The organism is Pelistega europaea (assembly GCF_013133775.1).
Classification (GTDB): domain Bacteria; phylum Pseudomonadota; class Gammaproteobacteria; order Burkholderiales; family Burkholderiaceae_B; genus Taylorella; species Taylorella europaea.
In genome coordinates, this window is record NZ_JABGBO010000002.1 from 222,807 (window position 1) to 244,333 (window position 21,527).

General features: G+C 39.7%; 20 protein-coding genes. 13 read left to right on the plus strand and 7 right to left on the minus strand.

All coding sequences use genetic code 11. The features are described from left to right. The first annotated feature begins 357 nt into the window (after positions 1-357). The 4 genes from HKX40_RS02590 to HKX40_RS02605 all read left to right on the plus strand — a co-directional run bounded on the left by HKX40_RS02590 (position 358) and on the right by HKX40_RS02605 (position 3,539). The gene (locus HKX40_RS02590; protein WP_000814511.1) at positions 358-561 is read left to right on the plus strand and encodes an excisionase; all 204 of its coding nucleotides are present in this window, start codon (positions 358-360) and stop codon (positions 559-561) included. An 81-nt stretch (positions 562-642) separates the two neighbouring features. Beyond that, positions 643-1,860, plus strand: a complete 1,218-nt coding sequence (locus HKX40_RS02595; protein WP_001291561.1) for a tyrosine-type recombinase/integrase — start codon at positions 643-645, stop codon at positions 1,858-1,860. Positions 1,861-2,023: 163 nt separating this feature from the next. Further along, positions 2,024-2,338 carry a RhuM family protein gene (gene rhuM, locus HKX40_RS02600; RefSeq protein WP_171588075.1) on the plus strand — a complete coding sequence of 105 codons (315 nt, stop codon included), beginning with the start codon at positions 2,024-2,026 and terminating at the stop codon, positions 2,336-2,338. Positions 2,339-2,501: 163 nt separating this feature from the next. After that, positions 2,502-3,539, plus strand: a complete 1,038-nt coding sequence (locus tag HKX40_RS02605) for a threonine aldolase family protein (RefSeq protein WP_171587995.1) — start codon at positions 2,502-2,504, stop codon at positions 3,537-3,539. Between the two features lie 12 nt (positions 3,540-3,551). Here the strand turns inward: HKX40_RS02605 and dcm are convergent, their stop codons facing one another. Both dcm and HKX40_RS02615 read right to left on the minus strand, forming a co-directional pair. After that, positions 3,552-4,796, minus strand: coding sequence for a DNA (cytosine-5-)-methyltransferase (gene dcm / locus HKX40_RS02610; protein WP_171587996.1), 1,245 nt, complete (start codon positions 4,794-4,796; stop codon positions 3,552-3,554). Positions 4,797-4,805: 9 nt separating this feature from the next. Then, positions 4,806-6,299: a Sau3AI family type II restriction endonuclease gene (locus tag HKX40_RS02615; protein ID WP_171587997.1), complete on the minus strand. Its 1,494-nt coding sequence runs from the start codon at positions 6,297-6,299 to the stop codon at positions 4,806-4,808. A 165-nt stretch (positions 6,300-6,464) separates the two neighbouring features. Here HKX40_RS02615 and pptA point away from each other — a divergent pair, with 165 nt between their 5' ends. After that, positions 6,465-6,695 (plus strand): tautomerase PptA, encoded by a 231-nt coding sequence (pptA, locus tag HKX40_RS02620; RefSeq protein WP_171587998.1) that lies wholly within the window; start codon positions 6,465-6,467, stop codon positions 6,693-6,695. 6 nt (positions 6,696-6,701) lie between these two features. Continuing rightward, complete coding sequence (gene cls / locus HKX40_RS02625; protein ID WP_171587999.1) at positions 6,702-8,162, plus strand: cardiolipin synthase; 1,461 nt, start codon at positions 6,702-6,704, stop codon at positions 8,160-8,162. A 172-nt stretch (positions 8,163-8,334) separates the two neighbouring features. Here cls and HKX40_RS02630 read toward each other — a convergent pair whose 3' ends face one another. Continuing rightward, positions 8,335-9,186: an SDR family oxidoreductase gene (locus tag HKX40_RS02630; RefSeq protein WP_171588000.1), complete on the minus strand. Its 852-nt coding sequence runs from the start codon at positions 9,184-9,186 to the stop codon at positions 8,335-8,337. Positions 9,187-9,610: 424 nt separating this feature from the next. Between HKX40_RS02630 and HKX40_RS02635 the strand changes: the two genes are divergently transcribed. The 4 genes from HKX40_RS02635 to HKX40_RS02650 all read left to right on the plus strand — a co-directional run bounded on the left by HKX40_RS02635 (position 9,611) and on the right by HKX40_RS02650 (position 12,655). After that, a complete protein-coding gene (locus HKX40_RS02635) occupies positions 9,611-10,045 on the plus strand; it encodes a winged helix-turn-helix transcriptional regulator (RefSeq protein ID WP_343042930.1) in 435 nt (144 codons plus the stop codon). A gap of 350 nt (positions 10,046-10,395) precedes the next feature. Beyond that, on the plus strand, positions 10,396-11,301 hold the full coding sequence (locus HKX40_RS02640) for a LysR family transcriptional regulator (RefSeq protein WP_171588001.1): 906 nt from the start codon (positions 10,396-10,398) through the stop codon (positions 11,299-11,301). Positions 11,302-11,763: 462 nt separating this feature from the next. Then, a complete protein-coding gene (locus HKX40_RS02645; protein ID WP_171588002.1) occupies positions 11,764-12,348 on the plus strand; it encodes a LysE family transporter in 585 nt (194 codons plus the stop codon). Between the two features lie 49 nt (positions 12,349-12,397). After that, the gene (locus HKX40_RS02650) at positions 12,398-12,655 is read left to right on the plus strand and encodes a hypothetical protein (protein WP_171588003.1); all 258 of its coding nucleotides are present in this window, start codon (positions 12,398-12,400) and stop codon (positions 12,653-12,655) included. 125 nt (positions 12,656-12,780) lie between these two features. Here the strand turns inward: HKX40_RS02650 and exaC are convergent, their stop codons facing one another. Then, the gene (exaC, locus tag HKX40_RS02655; RefSeq protein WP_171588004.1) at positions 12,781-14,295 is read right to left on the minus strand and encodes an acetaldehyde dehydrogenase ExaC; all 1,515 of its coding nucleotides are present in this window, start codon (positions 14,293-14,295) and stop codon (positions 12,781-12,783) included. A gap of 466 nt (positions 14,296-14,761) precedes the next feature. On the opposite strand from exaC, the gene HKX40_RS02660 reads away from it, so the two are divergent. Beyond that, complete coding sequence (locus tag HKX40_RS02660) at positions 14,762-15,199, plus strand: DoxX family protein (protein ID WP_171588005.1); 438 nt, start codon at positions 14,762-14,764, stop codon at positions 15,197-15,199. Positions 15,200-15,518: 319 nt separating this feature from the next. Here the strand turns inward: HKX40_RS02660 and HKX40_RS02665 are convergent, their stop codons facing one another. Together HKX40_RS02665 and HKX40_RS02670 are read right to left on the minus strand one after the other, a co-directional pair. After that, complete coding sequence (locus tag HKX40_RS02665; protein WP_171588006.1) at positions 15,519-16,931, minus strand: DHA2 family efflux MFS transporter permease subunit; 1,413 nt, start codon at positions 16,929-16,931, stop codon at positions 15,519-15,521. A gap of 115 nt (positions 16,932-17,046) precedes the next feature. Then, positions 17,047-17,592 carry an SRPBCC family protein gene (locus tag HKX40_RS02670; protein WP_171588007.1) on the minus strand — a complete coding sequence of 182 codons (546 nt, stop codon included), beginning with the start codon at positions 17,590-17,592 and terminating at the stop codon, positions 17,047-17,049. Positions 17,593-17,691: 99 nt separating this feature from the next. On the opposite strand from HKX40_RS02670, the gene HKX40_RS02675 reads away from it, so the two are divergent. Then, positions 17,692-18,036 carry a winged helix-turn-helix transcriptional regulator gene (locus tag HKX40_RS02675; RefSeq protein WP_171588008.1) on the plus strand — a complete coding sequence of 115 codons (345 nt, stop codon included), beginning with the start codon at positions 17,692-17,694 and terminating at the stop codon, positions 18,034-18,036. 44 nt (positions 18,037-18,080) lie between these two features. Here HKX40_RS02675 and uvrB read toward each other — a convergent pair whose 3' ends face one another. Beyond that, entirely contained in the window at positions 18,081-20,102 is a 2,022-nt protein-coding gene (uvrB, locus tag HKX40_RS02680) for an excinuclease ABC subunit UvrB (RefSeq protein ID WP_171588009.1), read from the minus strand. A gap of 223 nt (positions 20,103-20,325) precedes the next feature. Here uvrB and HKX40_RS02685 point away from each other — a divergent pair, with 223 nt between their 5' ends. Beyond that, a complete protein-coding gene (locus HKX40_RS02685; RefSeq protein ID WP_171588010.1) occupies positions 20,326-21,522 on the plus strand; it encodes an amino acid aminotransferase in 1,197 nt (398 codons plus the stop codon). Positions 21,523-21,527: the final 5 nt, after the last annotated feature.

The following is a 21,527-nucleotide window of genomic DNA, read 5'->3' on the forward strand; positions in this document are numbered from 1 at the left end:
TAGGCTAACGAGCCATTGTTCTTTGAAAACTGAATAAAAGTAATCGAATACGTTTCGATAAGAAAAGAGCCAACGGAACTAACCGCCATGACCTATCTTATAAAGATAGCGAGCGATTCATGTTAGTGATCCGAGAAGCAATCTTTAGCAGGATTGCCTGCAACGACATTCTTATCGTGATAATGATACTCCCATACAGTCAATAGTCCGAGCGTGATAAAACCGTCGCAGGCAATGAGTATGGCTACATGAGAACCATGCAGGGGTGGAACTCCCGTGAGCTTTGCTAAAGCTGTTCGATTGCTGGTAAAACAACTTTTATGAAATCCAAATAAGTGATTTGGAAAGGAGGATTTTATGAAGCAGACTGACATTCCTATTTGGGAACGTTATACCCTAACCATTGAAGAAGCGTCAAAATATTTTCGTATTGGCGAAAACAAGCTACGACGCTTGGCAGAGGAAAATAAAAATGCAAATTGGCTGATTATGAATGGCAATCGTATTCAGATTAAACGAAAACAATTTGAAAAAATTATAGATACATTGGACGCAATCTAGCGTCGCCAAAGGGTCTTGTATATGATAAAATAGTATTAAGTCGTATCAAGGCTCTTTCCATAAAGGAAAGGAGCAAATGCCATGTCAGAAAAAAGACGTGACAATAAAGGTCGAATCTTAAAGACTGGAGAGAGCCAACGAAAAGACGGAAGATACTTATACAAATATATAGATTCATTTGGAGAACCGCAATTTGTTTACTCGTGGAAACTTGTGGCTACAGACCGAGTACCAGCAGGAAAGCGTGATTGTATCTCACTTAGAGAGAAAATCGCAGAGTTACAGAAAGACATTCATGATGGTATTGATGTTGTAGGAAAGAAAATGACACTCTGCCAGCTTTACGCAAAACAGAACGCTCAAAGACCAAAGGTTAGAAAAAACACTGAAACTGGACGCAAATATCTTATGGATATTTTGAAGAAAGACAAGTTAGGTGTAAGAAGTATTGACAGTATTAAGCCATCAGACGCTAAAGAATGGGCTATTAGAATGAGTGAAAATGGTTATGCTTATCAAACCATCAATAACTACAAACGTTCTTTAAAGGCTTCATTCTATATTGCTATACAAGATGATTGTGTTCGGAAGAATCCATTTGACTTTCAACTGAAAGCAGTTCTTGATGATGATACTGTCCCTAAGACCGTACTAACAGAAGAACAGGAAGAAAAACTGTTAGCCTTTGCAAAAGCTGATAAAACCTACAGCAAAAATTATGATGAAATTCTGATACTCTTAAAAACAGGTCTTCGTATTTCAGAGTTTGGTGGTTTGACACTTCCAGATTTAGATTTTGAGAATCGTCTTGTCAATATAGACCATCAGCTATTGAGAGATACTGAAATTGGGTACTACATTGAAACACCAAAGACCAAAAGTGGCGAACGTCAAGTTCCTATGGTTGAAGAAGCCTATCAAGCATTTAAGCGAGTGTTAGCGAATCGAAAGAATGATAAGCGTGTTGAGATTGATGGATATAGTGATTTCCTCTTTCTTAATAGAAAGAACTATCCAAAAGTGGCAAGTGATTACAACGGCATGATGAAAGGTCTTGTTAAGAAATACAATAAGTATAACGAGGATAAATTGCCACACATCACTCCACATAGTTTGCGACATACATTCTGTACCAACTATGCAAATGCAGGAATGAATCCAAAGGCATTACAGTACATTATGGGACATGCTAATATAGCCATGACGCTGAACTATTACGCACATGCAACATTCGATTCTGCAATGGCAGAAATGAAACGCTTGAATAAAGAGAAGCAACAGGAGCGTCTTGTTGCTTAGTAGTACAAATGAATTTACTACTTATTTACCACTTCTGACAGCTAAGACATGAGGAAATATGCAAAGAAACGTGAAGTATCTTCCTACAGTAAAAATACTCGAAAGCACATAGAATAAGGCTTTACGAGCATTTAAGAAAATATAAAAAGATAATTAGAAATTTATACTTTGTTTAAATGAAAAAGAGTTAAAAGTGCTGAATAACTTGGTTGCCGCTTACTTTGACTTAGCAGAATTAAACGCTATCGAACAAAAAGAAATGCGTATGGCAGATTATTTGCGTGAACTGGATACTATTTTAGCATCCACAGGTAGAGCGGTACTCAATAATGCAGGCAAGATATCTACGGAGCAAGCCAAGGAAAAAGCCCTCACAGAATATAGAAAATACAAAGGAAAAACCTTGAGTGATGTAGAAAAAGCGTACTTAGAGCAAATAGCACAAATAGAAAAAACGGCTAAGAACAAAAGGAAATAAATTTTGGATAAGGTTTTCGAGAGATAAAGCCCTTTGAATAGAAATTCTTTTACAAGAGTCTCTCTGCACTTTCCTAAAAAACAGTAGAATAATGGCATAGCCAATAGCATCAATCGACCTTGCTGCTTAACAATCACCCGAACATTCCAAACAAATTTTTCACATGAACAACACTAAACTTTTCTTCGCCAACGACTACTCCAGAGGGGCGCACCCGAACATTATCAAACGCCTTGTCGAAACGAATATGGAGCAGTCGGCTGGTTATGGCACAGACACTTTTTCTCAAGCAGCAAGAGAAAGCATTCGCCAAGCCTGTGGATGCGATACTGCACAAGTAGAGTTTCTTGTGGGAGGTACACAAACCAATGCCACGATGATCGATGCCTTTTTAAAATCCTACCAAGGGGTTATTGCTGCAACAACAGGTCACATCAGCACCCATGAGGCAGGGGCAATCGAGGCAAATGGTCATAAGATATTGACCCTCCCCCACCAGCATGGAAAAATCAGCCCACAAGATTTACGTAACTATCTAGAAGATTTTTATAACGATAGCACCCATACTCATATGGTCATGCCGGGGATGGTATATATTTCACAACCGACAGAATACGGTACTTTATACACCAAGCAAGAGCTACAGCAAATCCGAGCCATTTGTCATCAATACCAATTACCCCTTTATGTGGACGGTGCTCGTCTAGCCTACGCACTCGCCAGTCCTGCAAATGATGTGACGCTCAAAGATTTAGCGGAACTTTGTGATGCTTTTTATATTGGTGGGACAAAATGCGGAGCACTGTTTGGTGAAGCAGTGGTCATTCCCGCCCCAAACAAAATCCCTCATTTATTCACGATGATCAAACAACATGGTGCTTTAATGGCAAAAGGACGCTTACTTGGCATTCAGTTTGGAGAACTCTTCAAAGATAATCTATATCTGCAAATTGGTAAAATCGCAATCGAGTGTGCTGATAAGCTCAGAAAAGCGCTACAAGACAAAGGCTACACTTTTTACTTTCAAACACCCACTAATCAGATTTTCTGTATTCTAAATAATGAAAAGCTGAAAGAATTAGAGCAAAAAGTCGCTTTTAGTTTCTGGGAAAAATACGATGACCAACACACTGTCATTCGCTTAGCAACTGACTGGGCAACTACGATGAAAGAGGTAGATGCACTGATTGCTGTGCTGTGAATACAATATACACTACTCTGCCTGAATAATTGACTTTAGCTTAGGCTCTAAGCGACTAATAATACCTGTTACTAAAGCATTGCCCATCATAAAATATCGATTTCTAGCAGGCATAGTATCTGTCCAATTAGCAGGGAACATTTGAATCAACTCACATTCCAACGGTGTCAATATGCGGTACTTATCTAATTGTTCATCAAAAATAATATGAGATGACCTATTTAGTGTGCCCTCACTAGTTAACATCGTTCGTGCTGGTTCATCCATTTTCTCAGGAAACGACATGGAACCCTCACTATAAACATACTTGTGCCCATTGCTAGAAGTTCTCTCTATTTTCTTGGCTCCTTTTAAGGCTTTCCATTTTTCTAGTTTTTCTTCTTGTACGGCATAATCAGCTGCATTCGTTTGTAATTGACTAGCCTGTTCAATGACTTTACTAAGAGGATATACCTTTTCAACACAAGCGATAGCATTGGCTTGCAATACCACGCCATTTTGCATAATTCCCATGTCTGCGAACTTACCATCTTTATAAAAGGAAGAAACCTCCAGAACACTAGGATAAGTGTTTAATAAAATACTGTTCCCTTTAGCAATGCCTGAAATTGGAAATACTTCATTGAAAAAATTATCTTTTTCCAAATCTAAGGTATTCAAATCAAATGCCTGTGCAAAACGCGTTGTTTTCTTAAAAGCTAAAATAAATACTCTTCGTCTTTTTTGAGGCATACCATAGTCACCCGCATTTAACATACGCCAATGAACAATGTAACCCAACGCATCAAATGTTTTTAACATAATGGCAAAATCTCGACCTCGTTGCGAGGAAGGTGATTTTAAGAGTCTATCCACGTTCTCAAGTAAAACAAAAGGAGGATTTTTAGCTTCAATTACTGCCTTAATATCCCAAAACAATACCCCTTTTTTTCCTTCAATTCCTTTTTCATTCGCCAAAGAACGTGCAACAGAATAATCTTGACAAGGAAAACCTCCTACTAATAAGGCATGATTTGGAATAGCGTTCTTATCAACTTTATTAATATCTTCATTAGAGTGATGGGCCTCCCCAAATCTTTTGGTATAACAAACAAATGCATGCTGAACTTTTGTGGATGGTTCATATTGATTGGCCCATACAAATGCCCAATCCCCATTTTCTATGGCCCTGCCTTCTGAGTCATGACCAGTGATATGGTTTAGACCAACTCTAAACCCACCCACACCAGCAAATAGTTCAGCAACTGTCAGTTCCATAACACAACCCTAAGATTTTCGAGAGATAATTTTTTTGATATAACTTTTGTTTAGCCAAAAACACTGGCGCGTCATTTTATCACCATTTGGCAGACTATCCATATCTTTATCTTTTCCTCTCCCATATTTCACATTATTGATTAAGTACGCAGCATGTTGGGCTTTAGGTCGCAAGTGAAATACTTTCAGCTCACTCTCTCCTGGTAAATTATTCAAAATCCTATCCTCACCATTTTTGAGTTTCTGAACATCAAAAACAACACCCTCAGCAATAACGTTGACATATTTTCTCCACTCTTTTCTCAGTGTTATATTCAAGTCCTCAAATGGCATACTCCAAAACATTGCATCACTCAAAATATAATCACCACCCTTTTCTTTTTGCCTAAAAATCACAAATAAGAATCTGGTTTCTTCAAAAAATTGATATACCGTACTTTCCTCAAAACCATTTCTTCTTTTAGCAAACTCACTCAACTGAACATTAGCAAAGGACATCGCTTCACAAGGATTGCCATCATGTTTAACACGAATTGTTTTTACGAGAATATTTGCTTTCCTAAACTCTGCTGCATCTGTATTGATTCCTAACATACGATTAACTAGCATTTTATTTTTTTGCTTAGCTGAATGATTCTGTAAACCAAATCGGTTATACAGTCCCTGCTCTGACATGCCCATAAAAACATTAATCTTAGCAAGCACCTCATCATCAAATGAGCCTTTACTAAATGAACCTTCCGAGAAGATGGACTCAAGCTTTTCTCCCTCGCTCAGAACATATTGATTAAGCACATAGGTCATGTAAGATTGTTTTAGACAAAACGCCCTACCCTTTGCTTTGACTTCTGGGTTGTAATATTGTGTCTGTAAACTTTTTTCTGCTGTACTTCCTTTAGTACAAGCTCCTAAATATCTAGTATCGCTCTCCGACAACTCATGTGCTAAACCAGCTATGATTTTTCTCATGATAATTCGGAAATCTTCGCGAATAACTGCTAAATCTGTTGCTAATAACTGAGAAAATAAATCATAGTAATACACGTGATTAATACGATAATCTAATCGTCTCTCTCCTTTATCTCGCAAATACCATACCACAAGCATCTTACTTATCTTTTTTTGCAAGTCCGACAAATCAAACTCGGTAGTAGGTTGCTTTGCATATGAAATTTTTGTAATAACAAGCCTCTCTCCTGCCCGGCAGACATTTCCATTACGCTGCTTCTTGAGTTTCTCATAGGGAGTTACTTTTAACTCTAAACCTACTTTAGGGAAGTCTGCCTCTTGTCGACTATTTGGCTCATAACCATAAAAGTGCTTTTCTAGCAGAACTCCTAATTCCCCCTTATTTCGAGATGAGTTTTCTTTGTGTATCACTTGTTGCAATTCTTCTTGTGTGGAAATTTCTTGTTCTAATACATCCAGAAAACTTTTCCCTTTTAACTGTTCAGAATAACGAATGATGTCCTGTAAATCACCGTCATCATAGTCTTTTTTCATGCTGTATCCTTTATTATGAGCATACCCACCACTGACTACCTATCATAACACACAGCATTAAATATAAAGTTAAACATCCCTTCGTTCATACTGTGATATTTTTATTCATGAAAAATCAACTTTAACACAGTGCTACAATAGCACTTTACTCTACAAGGAACCACCATGCCCCATATTTCTATCAAAGGCTATCCTAAAAATCTTTCAGAAGCAGAACTACAGGAGCTATCTGAAGCAGTATGTGCTGTGATTCGTGAACACCTAAAAACCACTGACAAAAGCATTAGTATTGCCTATCAGGAAGTAGAGCCAGAACAATGGAAATCAACGGTATATGACAAAGAAATTAAGCCTGCTCTTGATTGCTTACTGAAAAAACCTGGATATGAGATGTAAGCCACCATGCCTTTTCTCTCCACACTTTCTTGGATTGCTTTCTTTCACACTGTCATCGCTGTTTCTGTCATTTGGTGTGTAGCTGTACGTGAGGACATCAGTCCTGAAGCCCGTATGGCATGGTTTATGGCGATTATTCTTTTTCCTGTTGGGGGATACATTCTCTACTATTTATTTGGCTCTGCTCGGGTCAATGACTTAACACGTCGTCGTTATCACAATACCTACCAGCATATTTATCAACACTATGCACAGCACGCTGGTATTCGTTATCTGGGACAATCACAAAATCTTTCATTGATAGCCTCTTCCTATCAAGCCCCTTTTCGCTACTTAACTTCTATAAACAAGCTCTATCCTGTCCTCAATAATCAAGCCGAGCTAATGCCCGATGGAGATTCAGCTCGCACTCGACTTATTCAAGACATTGACAATGCTTCCCAGAGTGTCAGTGTTCTCTACTATATCTGGCTAGATGACCATACAGGAAAAGCAGTTGCGCAAGCCCTTATTCGTGCGGCACAACGAGGCGTTCAATGTCGCGTGCTTGTTGATGCTATTGGAAGTCGTCGCTTTCTTCGCTCAGCCACATGGAAACAACTGCAGCAATCGGGGGTAAAAACAGGCATCAGTTTACCGCTATCTCCATGGTGGGTGATATTTTTACGCCGTCCTGATTTGCGTAATCACCGCAAAATCACGCTGATTGATGGAAAAATCACCTATTGTGGTAGCCAAAACTGTGCTGATGAAGCCTTTGCTATTAAAGCCAAATATGCCCCTTGGGTAGATATTATGCTTCGACTAGAAGGACCTATTGTGACACAAACGCAAATGTTGTTTTTGGCGGATTGGATGCTCGCCACACATGAATCTCCTAGTCAAATTACCCTACCACTAACGACTATTCCGAAAAAAGGCTTTCCTGCTCATATCATGGGAGGAGGCCCAACTGAACGACAATATAGCACCTCACAATTTCTAGTATCACTCATCAATAGTGCCAAAAAAACATTGACTATTTCCACCCCTTATTTTGTCCCTGATGCAGCTGTCCTTGAAGCACTTTGCACCGTGGCATGGCAAAGTGTTAAGGTCACCCTAATTTTCCCTAAGCGCAATGATAGCTGGGTGGTAGCTGGGGTCAGCCGTTGTCACTACAACCGTTTACTCACTGCAGGTTGCCATATCTATGAGTATGAAAAAGGTTTGTTGCATGCTAAAACACTCACTATAGATGGAAAAATATCCCTCATCGGCTCAACCAATCTGGATTTACGTAGTTTCGACCTTAACTATGAAAATAACATTTTGCTGCAAGATGAGAAAACAACACTAGACATTTTACAAAGGCAGCAACAATACATCCAAGATAGTTCCCCTGTTCATCATGAACATGTCCAACAATGGTCAAACTGGAGACGTATTTGGTACAACTTATTAGCAACTATTAGTCCGATTCTTTAATAAAAAAAGCCTGTCATTCCTTTAGATTCAGACACAGATATGCTTTAATAAAAAGTCTGTCATTCCTTTATCTTTAAGGACAGGAAATTCTTTAATAAAAAAGCCTGCCATTCCTTGAGATTCAGAAATGACAGGCATTACTAGCATTTTAAAATGCCATACCCCTATTTCTCTACTGAGTTTTCAATGCTTTTGCAACACTCACCGCAATCGGGGTTGTGGGTCTACCAATCAGCTGGCTTAATTGTTTACTCTCGCAGAATAAATCCCCTCGTTTAGCACTAGTATCAAAGCCAGCAAACAACCTCGCCATAAAGTCTGAAAAACCAGCTTTTACTAAAGCAGCTGCATAATCGTCCTCTGTTAAATCAACATAAGGAATGGATTTACCTGTTTGACGACTAATTTCAGCTGCCAACTCTGTCAAGGTATAAGCACCATCGCCAGCCAACTCATAAACCCGATTTTCATGCCCTTCGTCTAATAGCACTGCCACAGCGGCATCTGCATAATCTTCACGAGCAGCAGAAGAAATTTTTGCATCTCCCGCGCATCCATAAAACGCACCATTTGCCATCGCAGCAGGCACAGAAGCGGTGTAATTCTCGTGATACCAGTCATTACGCAAGATCGTGTAAGGAATCAAGGAGTCTTTGATATCTTTTTCTGTGGCTGGGTGTTCTTTTGCTACAACCAAACTTGATTGATCGGCTCTAATAATACTTGTATAAACGATATGTTGAATACCATTCTTCTTGGAGGCGTTCACGGCATGGCGATGTTGTTGTTCACGTTTACCTACTTCGCTAGAAGATACTAGCATCAGCTTATCAACCCCTTGCAAAGCTGCATCTAAGGTTTCTGGACAATCATAATCAGCAAGTCGCACCTCAACCCCTAGACCTTTAGCTACCTCTGGACGACGGGCAAGAGCAGTGACACTATCAGCCCCAATTTTGGCTTTTAATTTCTCAACAATAAAACGACCTAATTGACCAGTAGCTCCTGTCACAGCAATTTTCATATTGAACTCCTTATTCACACGTATTAAACACAAACACACATAATTGCTAAAACACATTTTTCTTACGTCTTGTGTTATTATAGATAAGTTACTTACTAAAAGTAAGTACTTACAAAAATGTAAGTATGCAATTTTTTTTAAATTTTTTCTAAATTTTTTCGACTATAAAGCCTATCCATCCTGAATATGTCTACAAAATATGTTCATTTTAAATTCGACTACAACATGCATCCTTAAAAATAGTACTCGCGAAGATGTTGTATTACAGGGAAATGCTGTGTTTCAGGGAATTGCTGTAGAATACACCTGTATTGCCTACCCGTAGTACTGAAATTATCACAAGCATAGTAAGCGTGAAAACCAACCTAGAAACCCTTAACCTAGAAACCCTTAACACAGAAATCTGTGACATGGAACTATCTGTATGATGACGGCTAACAAACAAGGTAATATTGGCTCAAAGACAAATACTATTGGATTAGTGATGACTGAAAACAAAACACTTTCTCCCTCTTCTCTTATGCGTCCAGGCAATGTGCTTGCTGCTCAATGCCCTTCTCGTCAAATCTTACAACGCCTTAGTAGTCGTTGGGGATTATTAGTATTACTCGTACTCAAAAGTGGCACAAAACGCTTTAGCGAAATTCGCTCTGCTATTGAGGGGATTAGTGAACGTATGCTCACGCAAACACTACAACAACTTGAAGCCGATAATATGCTAACTCGCAAATCCTACGATACGGTGCCGCCTCATGTAGAATACACACTCACGCATTTTGGGGAAGAGGCTGCCTCTCGGGTAGCTAATTTAGTTGAATGGTTAGAAGCAACACTTCCTGAAATTTTAGCGAGTAAATAAACATAATTGCCCCATAAGAATGCTCGCTTTTTGTGTAGGATAGCCCCTATTTTCATGGCATATCGTTTGGTTTATTGATACTGATACGTATAACGATGGGTAGGATAGCCCCTATTTTCATGGCATATCGTTTGGTTTATTGATACTGGTACGTATAACGATGGGTAGGATAGCCCCTATTTTCATGCCATATCGTTTACATCACTCGTATTTCATAACTCAAATAAGGGATATAACTTCTTTAAACAAGCAAATCCCCCCTACTTCCCATGCCAAAGCTCTTCACGTAATGCCATAAACCGCTTATACTCTTAACAATACTTTTTATCTCTCTTTTTTGCTTCATCTCCATGCACTTTACCCTTCAACAGCTTAAATATATCGTCAACATCGCTGAGATTGGCTCTATTTCTGAAGCAGCCAAGCAGTTGCACATCTCACAACCCAGCCTTTCTACGGCAGTCAAAGAGGTGGAAGATAAGGCAAACCTCACGATTTTTATCCGTACAAGGGCAGGGGTAACGCTCACAGCAGAGGGGCAAGAGTTCCTCGGATATGCCAGACAAGTATTACAACAAGTGGAGTTAATGGAGAACAAATACATTTCAGCGTTGCCCGCCAAGCTTCGTTTTGGAGTTTCTACCCAGCATTACACATTTACCGAAAATGCCTTTGTGGAGCTGGTAAAACAATACGGACAAGACCGTTATGAATTTTTCTTCAACGAAACAGGTACTCACCAAATCTTGGATGATGTCAAAAATAGTGTCAGCGATTTAGGGGTAATTTATTTATCTCAAGAAAATGAATCCATTATTCGTAAAACCCTCCAAGAAAAAGGGCTAGATTTTTTCCCCTTATTTGAGGCAAAACCACATGTATTCTTACAAAAAGATCACCCTCTGGCACGAAAAAAATCACTGAAATTAACCGATTTAACTCCTTATCCTAGACTGCGTTTTGTCCAAGGAATTTATGAGTCTGCTTATTTTGCAGAAGAATTATTCAGTCGCATACCAGTTGACAAGGAAATCAAAATGAACGACAGGGGTGCCATTGTCAATTTTATGTTGGGTCTAAACGCTTATACGATTTCCAGTGGTATTTTTCCTAAATATCTTCATGGGGATAATATTATTGCCCTCCCTCTACATGAAAAAGAAAAAATGACCATTGGCTATGTGTTACGGCATCATCAACCCCTATCCCCACTAGGACATATCTACATCGAGGAGTTAAAAAAATATGCTCCCTGAAAATCATAACAGGACTTATTTTGTCATCGCTCCCAATGTTTTGAAAAATAACCTTCACATCCCCCGTCTATAAAAAGGCTATTTTATGCCGTAGCCTCCATGCTTTAACGGCACAACACAAACCTCTCATCCCTACTCTATAAATTTAGACCACACTCTTGTTTTTAAAAAAATAACCTTTACATCCCCCGTCTATAAAGAGGCTATTTTATGCCATATCCTCCATGCTTTAACAGCACATACCCCCTCATTCATCATTGACAAATATAGCTTCCATGCATAACTCCCTCCTCATTCATCATCGACAAATGTAGACCATACTCTTTTTAACGGCATTATTCTTTGACACCATCACTCATCCCTGTTCAAAACATAGTTTAAAGCTATGCAATCATATAAAAAATAAGCATTACCTATATAAGTACAGCTTCTTTTACAATTACAAAAAAGGAGTTTCTCACTATGTCTGTGTATGCTTTAGGTCATTTTCTTATTTACTGTGTCATTAATGCCTTAACACCGGGACCGGGCAATATATTAGCCCTTAATACGGTCACCAATTATGGCTGGAAAAAAGGACGCCCCCTCTTTTTTGGGATTTTTGCGGGATACTATGTTGTACAAATACTCTGTGCCTTATTTCTCTATAGTGTAGGAACATTTCTTCCAGCTATTTTAGATACACTGAAATACATCGGCGCAGCCTATATTCTGTGGTTAGCCTATCGTATTGCTGTTAGCCCTCCTCCCGATGAAAATACGGCGAAAAGTAGCTCCTTTATGAAAGGCTTTATGCTGCAATTTGTGAATGTCAAAATCTACCTATTTGGTATCACTGCACTCACCGGTTTTATCGTGCAATGGAGCAATGATCTGCATGTGCTTTTACTGGTTGAAATCGCTATTGCCACACTAGGCACAATCGCTACCTGTATCTGGATTTTGGCAGGAGCTTTATTGCAGAGTTTTTATGTCAAACATTTCAAAATCATCAATATCATTCTGGCATTAACGTTATTAGAATGCGTGTATAGCATGTTCGCCTAACAAAAGCACCTTAGGACTTGATATGTCCTAAGGATGAAGGAAAATAACGATGACAACACCTACCCTATTTTTTGCACATCTTTGCCCTGATACAGAACCTTTTGTGGCAGAACTTAATCGCCTCAACATTCAATATGAAAACGTCAGTATCCTCGAAAGCATGGCAAGCCTTAAACGCTTTATGAAACTACGCGATCACCATCCAGCTTTTGACCAAGCCAAAACCAATGGCTACATCGGTGTACCTGCGTTGGTGATAGGTGATAAAGTGATTTTAGACAAAGAGGCACTAAAAGAAAATTGCTGATACTTCAGTTTGTGGAATATCATTGGGATATTGTCTATCTCACTGACGCAATCTAAATAACAACACATATACAGAAAAATCGCCTCCACCGATATGGGATGGAAGCGATTTCAGTTGAACAACTATTAGAAGAACCCTAATGCCTTAGGTGAGTAGCTTACCAGCAAGTTTTTCGTTTGTTGGTAATGTGTCAACATCATCTTATGGGTCTCACGACCAATACCTGATTTCTTATAGCCACCAAATGCAGCATGAGCAGGATACAAGTGATAGCAGTTGGTCCATACACGACCAGCTTGGATTGTACGCCCTGCTTTATAAGCAATCGCACCATTACGAGACCATACGCCAGCACCAAGACCATACATAGTATCATTGGCAATGCGCATCGCATCATCAAAGTCCTTAAACGTAGTCACGGCTAGTACAGGGCCGAAAATTTCCTCTTGGAAAATCTGCATGGTGTTACTGCCCTTGAACACCGTAGGTTGGATATAGAAACCACCTGCATCATTCTCTTTACGCTCGCCACCACCAGTGAGTACTGTTGCTCCCTCTTTCTTACCAATATCGAGGTAACGTAAAATACGCTGTTGCTGCTCATCAGAAGCCTGTGCACCAATCATTGTTTCTGTATCTAATGGGTGGCCTGTTTTGATGCGTTGAACACGCTCTACCGCCTTAGCTAGGAAGGCATCCGCAATACTTTCCTGAATTAAGGCACGAGATGGGCAAGTGCATACCTCACCTTGGTTAAGGGCGAACATAGAAAAACCTTCTAAGGCTTTATCTAGATAATCATCATCCTTGTCCATCACATCTTCAAAGAAGATATTAGGAGATTTACCACCTAACTCCAAGGTCACAGGGATAATATTCTCAGTAGCGTATTGCATGATGTACTTACCGACCTCAGTAGAACCTGTAAAGGCAATCTTGGCAATACGAGGGTTTGTTGCTAATGGTTTACCTACTTTTGGCCCATCACCGTTGACAATATTCAAAATACCGGGAGGCAATAAGTCTTGAATTAACTCAACCAACACCAGGATACTCACTGGTGTTTGCTCTGCTGGTTTTAATACAATGCAGTTACCAGCTGCCAATGCAGGGGCAATTTTCCATGCAGCCATCAGAATGGGGAAGTTCCACGGAATAATTTGTCCCACTACCCCTAATGGCTCGTGGAAATGATAGGCGATGGTATCTTTATCAATCTCACTAATCCCACCCTCTTGTGCACGGATACAACCAGCAAAGTAACGGAAATGGTCAATCGCTAATGGAATATCGGCTGCCAAAGTCTCACGTACTGGCTTACCATTTTCCCATGTCTCCGCAACTGCTAATAGCTCTAAGTTAGCCTCTAAACGATCCGCAATTTTTAACAATAAATTCGAACGCTCTGTGGGCGAAGAGCTATTCCATGCATCCTTGGCTGCATGAGCTGCATCCAGTGCTAATTCGATATCCTCTGCTGTCGAATCAGGTACTTTAGCAAAAGCCTTACCATCAACAGGAGAAATATCGTCAAAATATTGACCTTTAACAGGGGGAACCCATTTGCCACCAATAAAGTTTTCATATTGAGGTTTAAAATTAACTTTTGCACCGGGTGTATTGGGATTAGCATAACGCATAAGAAGTCTCCTAAAATTCAATCAAGCACCCATCATCTATTAAGTTCATTTTGCAACGATGAGCATACCCAGTGTAGGGGAAAAATTTTTTACTCGCAATAGCTAAAATTTCATATAGTTACGGATAGTTCATGTATTTGTCCTGCTTCACTCGTTCTTCTATCAATAGAAACAAGGACTTGCCCTAGTATAGATGCGAATGATTAGTATTTACCCTGATATTTTAAAACTGAACTATAAAAAAAGATTTTGCACCTTGATGGAACAGCCCTATTCCCCTCTTTCACTTGTCATGAGTACCTAACAAACGTTTCTTTTTTTACTCCCGCTTCTGGTTCAAGATTATTTCCTAATAAGAAATGATTGTTCTATTGTCAATACCTAGCTCTTCACGGACCTTTCTTTTACAATACTCACATGCCATCAACAAGGCATTCTGTTATTAACTATTTTTATAGGAAGTATCATGAGTTATCCTACCGAATCAAATCGTCTTCAAGACTTGGTTTTAGCTGTTCTGCGCATTACTACTGCTTTTGTATTTATCCAGCATGCCACCTCTAAATTTTTCGAGTTTCCTATGTCTATGACTAATGGGGCTGGTTCTATCGAACTTTTCTCATTAATGGGTCTAGCTGGAGTACTAGAACTAGTAGGTGGTATCTTATTAATTTTAGGTTGCCTAGTGCGCCCCGTTGCCTTTATCCTTTCTGGACAAATGGCTGTCGCTTATCTATTTTTCCATGTAGCACAATGGAGTGGTTGGGCTACCTTGCTCACTCCATTACGCAATAATGGGGAAAGTGCTGTATTATTCTGCTTTATTTTCTTATTTTTAAGCGTTGCTGGTGGTGGGGCTTACGCAATGGATAATCTACGCAATCCTATACCCGAAAAACAGTAACCGTCAACCGATAAAAAACAACACTCTCTGCTAAGGTTCTGAGACATCAAACACATATCCAGATATTCAAGAGATGTGAGTTGTAAAAGCTAAATGTCATACATGACAAAAGCTTCTTAAATCCTACAACCTACCTGCTTCTGTGGGTAGGTTTTATCATCACAAACCACATCTAAATCAGTCACATGTAATCAGCCTATCTGGTAGGTGTTGCCGTAACAAACGCCTACAATAAATCTTTCCTGTACTTCATCAAGCAGCAGATTCAAAGTCGTTTTATAACTTTCTTTTCTAAAAAGTAGCAAAAAACTTTAGCTGTCTATTTGTCTTTCCGAATAAGATTTTGTCCATCTCTAGGATGTAAATGTTTAAAAATAAAGGATGAGACAAATGTAATCGCCCCTACCACAACAAAAGTGTATTGAAAAGCAGTATGCAGTTGCTCCCCACCAAAGACTCTATAGTGAAATCCGTTTAATAATAAAGATCCCAACGCAATACCAATACTAATCGCCAACTGCTGATTGACAGATAATAAGCTATTACCACTGCCAGCTTGCCAATCGCGTAAATCTGCAATAGTCAAAGCATTAGCGGTACTAAAGTGGATTGAGTTACATATTCCCATCAGGAAAAGCAAGGGAAGTAAAAACCAAAAAACATTATCTACTGATGCCAAAGACAGTAACATAATCACTACCCCTAATAATCTGGTGTTACTCATGAGGACAAGGCGAAAACCAAAGCGTTTAGTCAAGGGATTAATAAAAGATTTGGCAATCATCGCGGCCACCGCAACAGGCATCATCATCCAACCAGAATGGCTAGCACTATAACCAAAAACCAACTGGTACAATAAAGGTAGCAAAAATGGCACAGCATTAATTCCCATACGGCTTACTAAATTAGCCGAAAGCCCTAATCGGTAAGTCCGTACCTGCAATAAATCTGTAGCATAAAGAGGATGATCATCTTTTTTAGCGTGACGCCAGTAGCCATATAAGCAAATCCCCCCTAAAACAACACAAATAAAGCTAAACAACCGTGATTCTGGATGTACTACGGTTTCAACTGATAAAGTCAATCCCAAAGCCCCTCCTGCAAACAGCAAAAAGCCCCCTAAATCCAAATGTTGTTGATTAGCATCTTTGGCACGGTAATCTGGTAGGATTTTTGATGCCAATAAAAATCCTATTACTCCCATAGGAACATTAATTAAAAAAATCCAATGCCAACTTGCATAATCCACAAGATAGCCCCCCACCACAGGACCCAAGACTGGACCGATTAAAGCAGGAGTAATCACATAATTCATCACTGATACTAGCCGATCACGAGGATATGTTTTCATGACAATAAGACGAGGAACTGGCATCAACATTGCTCCTCCCATTCCTTGCACAATGCGACCCAACACTAACAATGTCAAAGACGGGGCAGAGGCACAAAGTACAGACCCCACGGCAAATAACAACATAGAAACAGAAAAAACTCGTCTTGTACCATAACGGTCGCAAAGATACCCTGATAACGGCATCAATACTGCCACAGTCAAAGCATAGGAAATCACTGCTGATTGCATGTTTAATGCCGACTCATGTAAATCTTTTGCAATAACAGGTAATGCTGTATTTAGAATAGTCGCATCAAGTAACTGCATAAAAACAGCTACTGCCAATAAAAAGGGTAAAAATCGGGAAATTTTGGGATTAGTAGAGATAGTTTCTGTCATATTATTTTATCTTTTATTTTTCAAGTCACTTGAGATAACTCTATTAAAATCTTTCCATTATGTCAAATAGCCTTTCATCCCCCTGTAAGCAAAACATTAAATCAAAAGACCTTTCCTAATCTTTCAGAATTTTTCCTTCTTTATAGGCTAAGGCAGCCCTTACCAACCCCTCTAACCATGCTTGATGTCCATTTAGCACTCGGTTAGGAATGCTCTGTGCAAGACGTTGGGCAGGAATTCCAATCTGAGTCTCTTGTGTCAAAATCCGCACTCGATTACCTGGTAAATTTTGCAAAAGCCAGGCATGATAAACCTCACAATACTCATCTCCTTCACCAAAAACACCAGACCATGCCAATCTGGCTACATCTTCTTTCCTTAAAGGAGGCAGATACTCTTCAATTTTTGCCTTAATATAAAAACCAAAAGTATCAAACATAAAATTGGCTCCAGCAAATAACTTGGAGGTATAACCTCTTTCAACAACAATATGAGCCTTTGTGTGATAGTATTGAAGCCATACAGAGGTATCTACCAAAGGTGGCCATACGTCAGTGATAGCCAATCCCTTAACAATAATTTCATTAGAGCAATAATTATCTGTTTCACCAGGAGTATACTTCTCTGGCCAAATGATGGCTGGTTGACTGCAATCTACCATATAAAATCTCACTAAGTATTGACTATCAAAATAATAGCAGCCAAAATATCAATAGTTCCTTTATTTGACAATACCTATCAAAAATGATAGGTTTAAACGATGAAAAACCCTACCATTGATGGCACAACTTATCCTTGTACAGTAAGCCTGGCGATGAAACTTATTGGTGGCAAGTGGAAAAGCGTCATTCTCTATCATCTAAAAGATGGAGAAAAACGCTATAGTGAGCTCAAAAGAGAGCTAGACTTTATCACTGAAATGACACTCAGCTTGCAACACAAACAACTCGAAAAAGATGGGCTTATCACTCGTACTGTCATAGGAGATAAGCCTCCTGTAAAAGTCTTTTATCGCTTGACTGATTTTGGGATGACTGTGTTACCAGTACTTGAGGCAATTAATCTCTGGGGATATGCCGCATTTACATATAAGCAAGGAGCCTAGAGTTAACGCCTCCTTGGCAAAGCTTGCTTTAGGCAATTCCAATCCTAGGTGCCAAGCATTTTCTCTTTCAACCGTGTCAATCTGTCACGTATTGCTGCTGCTTGTTCAAACTCTAAATTCTTAGCATGGTCTAGCATTTGTTTTTCCAAACGCTTAAGTTCTCTAGAGAGAGCTTTCTCATCTGATAAGACTGCTTCAAACTCTACATCTTCAGGTGTTGCTTCTACCGCGGCAGGTACGACTACTCCATCAATTAATTCTTTAATCGCTTTGACCACCCCCTTAGGCGTAATACCATGCTCTTCATTAAAACGGATTTGTTTTTGGCGACGACGCTCCGTTTCATCCATAGCACGTTTCATGGAGTCCGTAATATGGTCTGCATATAAAATTGCCTTACCATGTAAGTTACGTGCTGCACGTCCAATAGTTTGTATCAAACTGCGGTCTGAACGCAAAAAGCCTTCTTTATCTGCATCTAAAATAGCTACTAGTGACACCTCGGGAATATCTAGCCCCTCACGCAATAAGTTAATCCCTACCAATACATCAAAATGCCCTAGTCGTAAATCACGAATAATTTCTACTCGCTCAACAGTATCGATATCCGAGTGTAAATAACGCACACGTAGCTGGTTTTCAGTTAAATAGTCAGTCAAATCTTCAGCCATGCGTTTTGTCAGGGTTGTCACCAGCACCCTCTCCCCTTGAGCAATACGCAATTTTGCTTCGCCTAGCAAGTCATCTACTTGAGTTAAAGCAGGACGCACTTCTACCACAGGGTCTACTAGCCCTGTAGGACGTACCACCTGCTCTACCACATTATCCGAGTGTTCTTGCTCATATTCTGCTGGAGTAGCCGACACGAAGATAGATTGTCGCATACGTTGCTCAAACTCTTCCATCTTCAGTGGACGATTGTCTAATGCACTGGGTAAACGAAAACCAAACTGCACCAAGGTTTCTTTACGTGAACGGTCACCCCGATACATTGCTCTTAACTGTCCCATCATGACATGACTTTCATCAAAAAACATGATGGCATCCTTGGGCAAATAATCAATAAAAGTTGGAGGTGCCTCACCAGGTGCTACTCCAGATAAATGACGTGAGTAATTTTCAATTCCTTTACAAAATCCCAGTTCCTGAAGCATTTCCAAATCAAAACGCGTCCGCTGTTCAATACGTTGTGCTTCCACTAACTGATGGTTATCCAGAAAAAACTGAATTCGCTCACGTAACTCAGCCTTAATAGTTTCAATAGCTCTTAGAATTGTATCTCTGGGCGTCACATAGTGTGAACGCGAATATACAGAAAAACGCAATACCGACTGCCGAACTTTACCTGTCAGAGGGTCAAAAAGTTCTATGCTTTCAATTTCATCATCAAATAAATGCAATCTAACAGCTAACTCTGGGCTTTCAGCAGGAAAAATATCAACTGTATCCCCTCTTACTCGAAAATGCCCTCGCGTAAACTCCATATCATTACGCTCATACTGCATAGATACTAATCTAGCCAGGATTTCTTGTCGAGAAATGGTGTCACCCGTGCGTACGGTCAACACCATCGCCTTATATTCCACAGGACTACCAATACCATAAATTGTCGATACAGTACCAACAATAATAGTGTCACGCCTTTCTAGCAAACTCTTAGTCGCTGATAAGCGCATTTGCTCAATATGATCATTAATATTGGAATCCTTTTCGATAAACAAATCACGACTAGGAACATAGGCCTCTGGCTGATAGTAATCGTAGTAAGACACGAAGTACTCTACCGCATTACGAGGGAAAAACTCTCTCATCTCCGCATATAACTGTGCTGCCAATGTTTTATTAGGAGCCAAAATCAAAGCTGGCCTACCTAGTCTAGCAATTACATTGGCCATGGTATAGGTTTTACCAGACCCCGTCACCCCCAATAAAGTCTGCCCCATTAAGCCATCCTCTACACCCTCAACCAAACTAGCTATGGCAGTAGGCTGATCTCCAGCTGGAGGATAAGGTTGATAAAGTTGAAACGGACTATTCGGAAATTGTACGAAACCAGTATTACTCATGGTATTATTAAGAGGTTTTGTTAGATAAATTATTATCACTGTAATGACCTAGCCTATTAGTAGGAGAAGCTCTCGCTATGAAAAGCATGTCTATTCAAGTCATTCAAAGCGTTCCACATAAACGTAGGTGCTTGTAATAAGATGTGCTGCCAGGTCAACAGTGCAAATCAATGTTTATTTTAACAATCTTTTTCTTTTTTCTTTCTTTTTGGCGCACATTATCATGTCTATTTTTGCAAAAGTGGAGCTAGCTCCTCGCGATCCTATTCTTGGTTTAAATGAACAATACAATGCAGACACTCGCCCCAACAAGGTCAATCTCGGTGTTGGCGTTTACTATGATGAAGAGGGTCGTTTACCTGTATTAAAAGCAGTTCAAGTCGCAGAAAAAGCCCTTGCTGAACAAATCACCCCTCGAGGTTATCTTCCTATTGAGGGGATTTCTACCTATGACAAAGGGGCACAAGCACTTTTACTTGGCAAAGATAATGAACTCTCCAAAGCAGGTCGTGCATTGACTTTCCAAGCACTTGGCGGTACCGGGGGACTTAAAATCGGGGCAGACTTTTTAAAACAAGTGAATGGTTCCGCAACTGTACATATCAGTAATCCAAGCTGGGAAAACCATCGTGCTTTATTTGAGCGTGCTGGTTTTAAAGTAGAAAACTACCCCTATTACGATGCCGCTACACATGGTCTTGATTTTGGTGCCATGAAAACCTACCTTGAACAACTTCCTGCAGGAGACATCGTAGTGTTGCATGCTTGCTGCCACAACCCTACAGGTGTTGACCCATCTTTTGAACAATGGGAACAAATTGCAGCAGTAATTAAGGCAAATGGTTTAATCCCATTCTTAGATATTGCCTACCAAGGTTTTGGAGCAGGTCTAGAAGAAGATGCCCGTGTCGTAAAATTATTCGCTACACTAAATATCCCAGTATTTGTTAGCTCTTCTTTCTCTAAATCATTTTCGCTTTACGGTGAGCGTGTTGGTGCATTGACTATTCTATGCACCTCCAAAGAAGAAGCTGATCGTGTATTAAGCCAAGTCAAACGGGTAATTCGTACTAACTACTCCAACCCTCCAACCCATGGCGGTAAAGTCGTTAGCATGGTATTAAATGACGAGAAACTATTCGCTTTATGGGAACAAGAACTCAGTGAAATGCGCGATCGTATCCGTACTATGCGTGCACAACTCGTTGCAAAACTCAAAGAATACGGTGTGACTAAAAACTTTGATTTTGTATTGGCACAACGTGGCATGTTCTCTTACTCTGGTTTAACCAAAGAGCAAGTTGAAAAACTTCGTAATGAACACGGTATTTATGCTGTTAACAGTGGTCGTATTTGTGTTGCTGCTCTCAATAGCAAAAATATTGATGCAGTAGCCAAGGCGATTGCTGCAGTTCTCTAATAAAA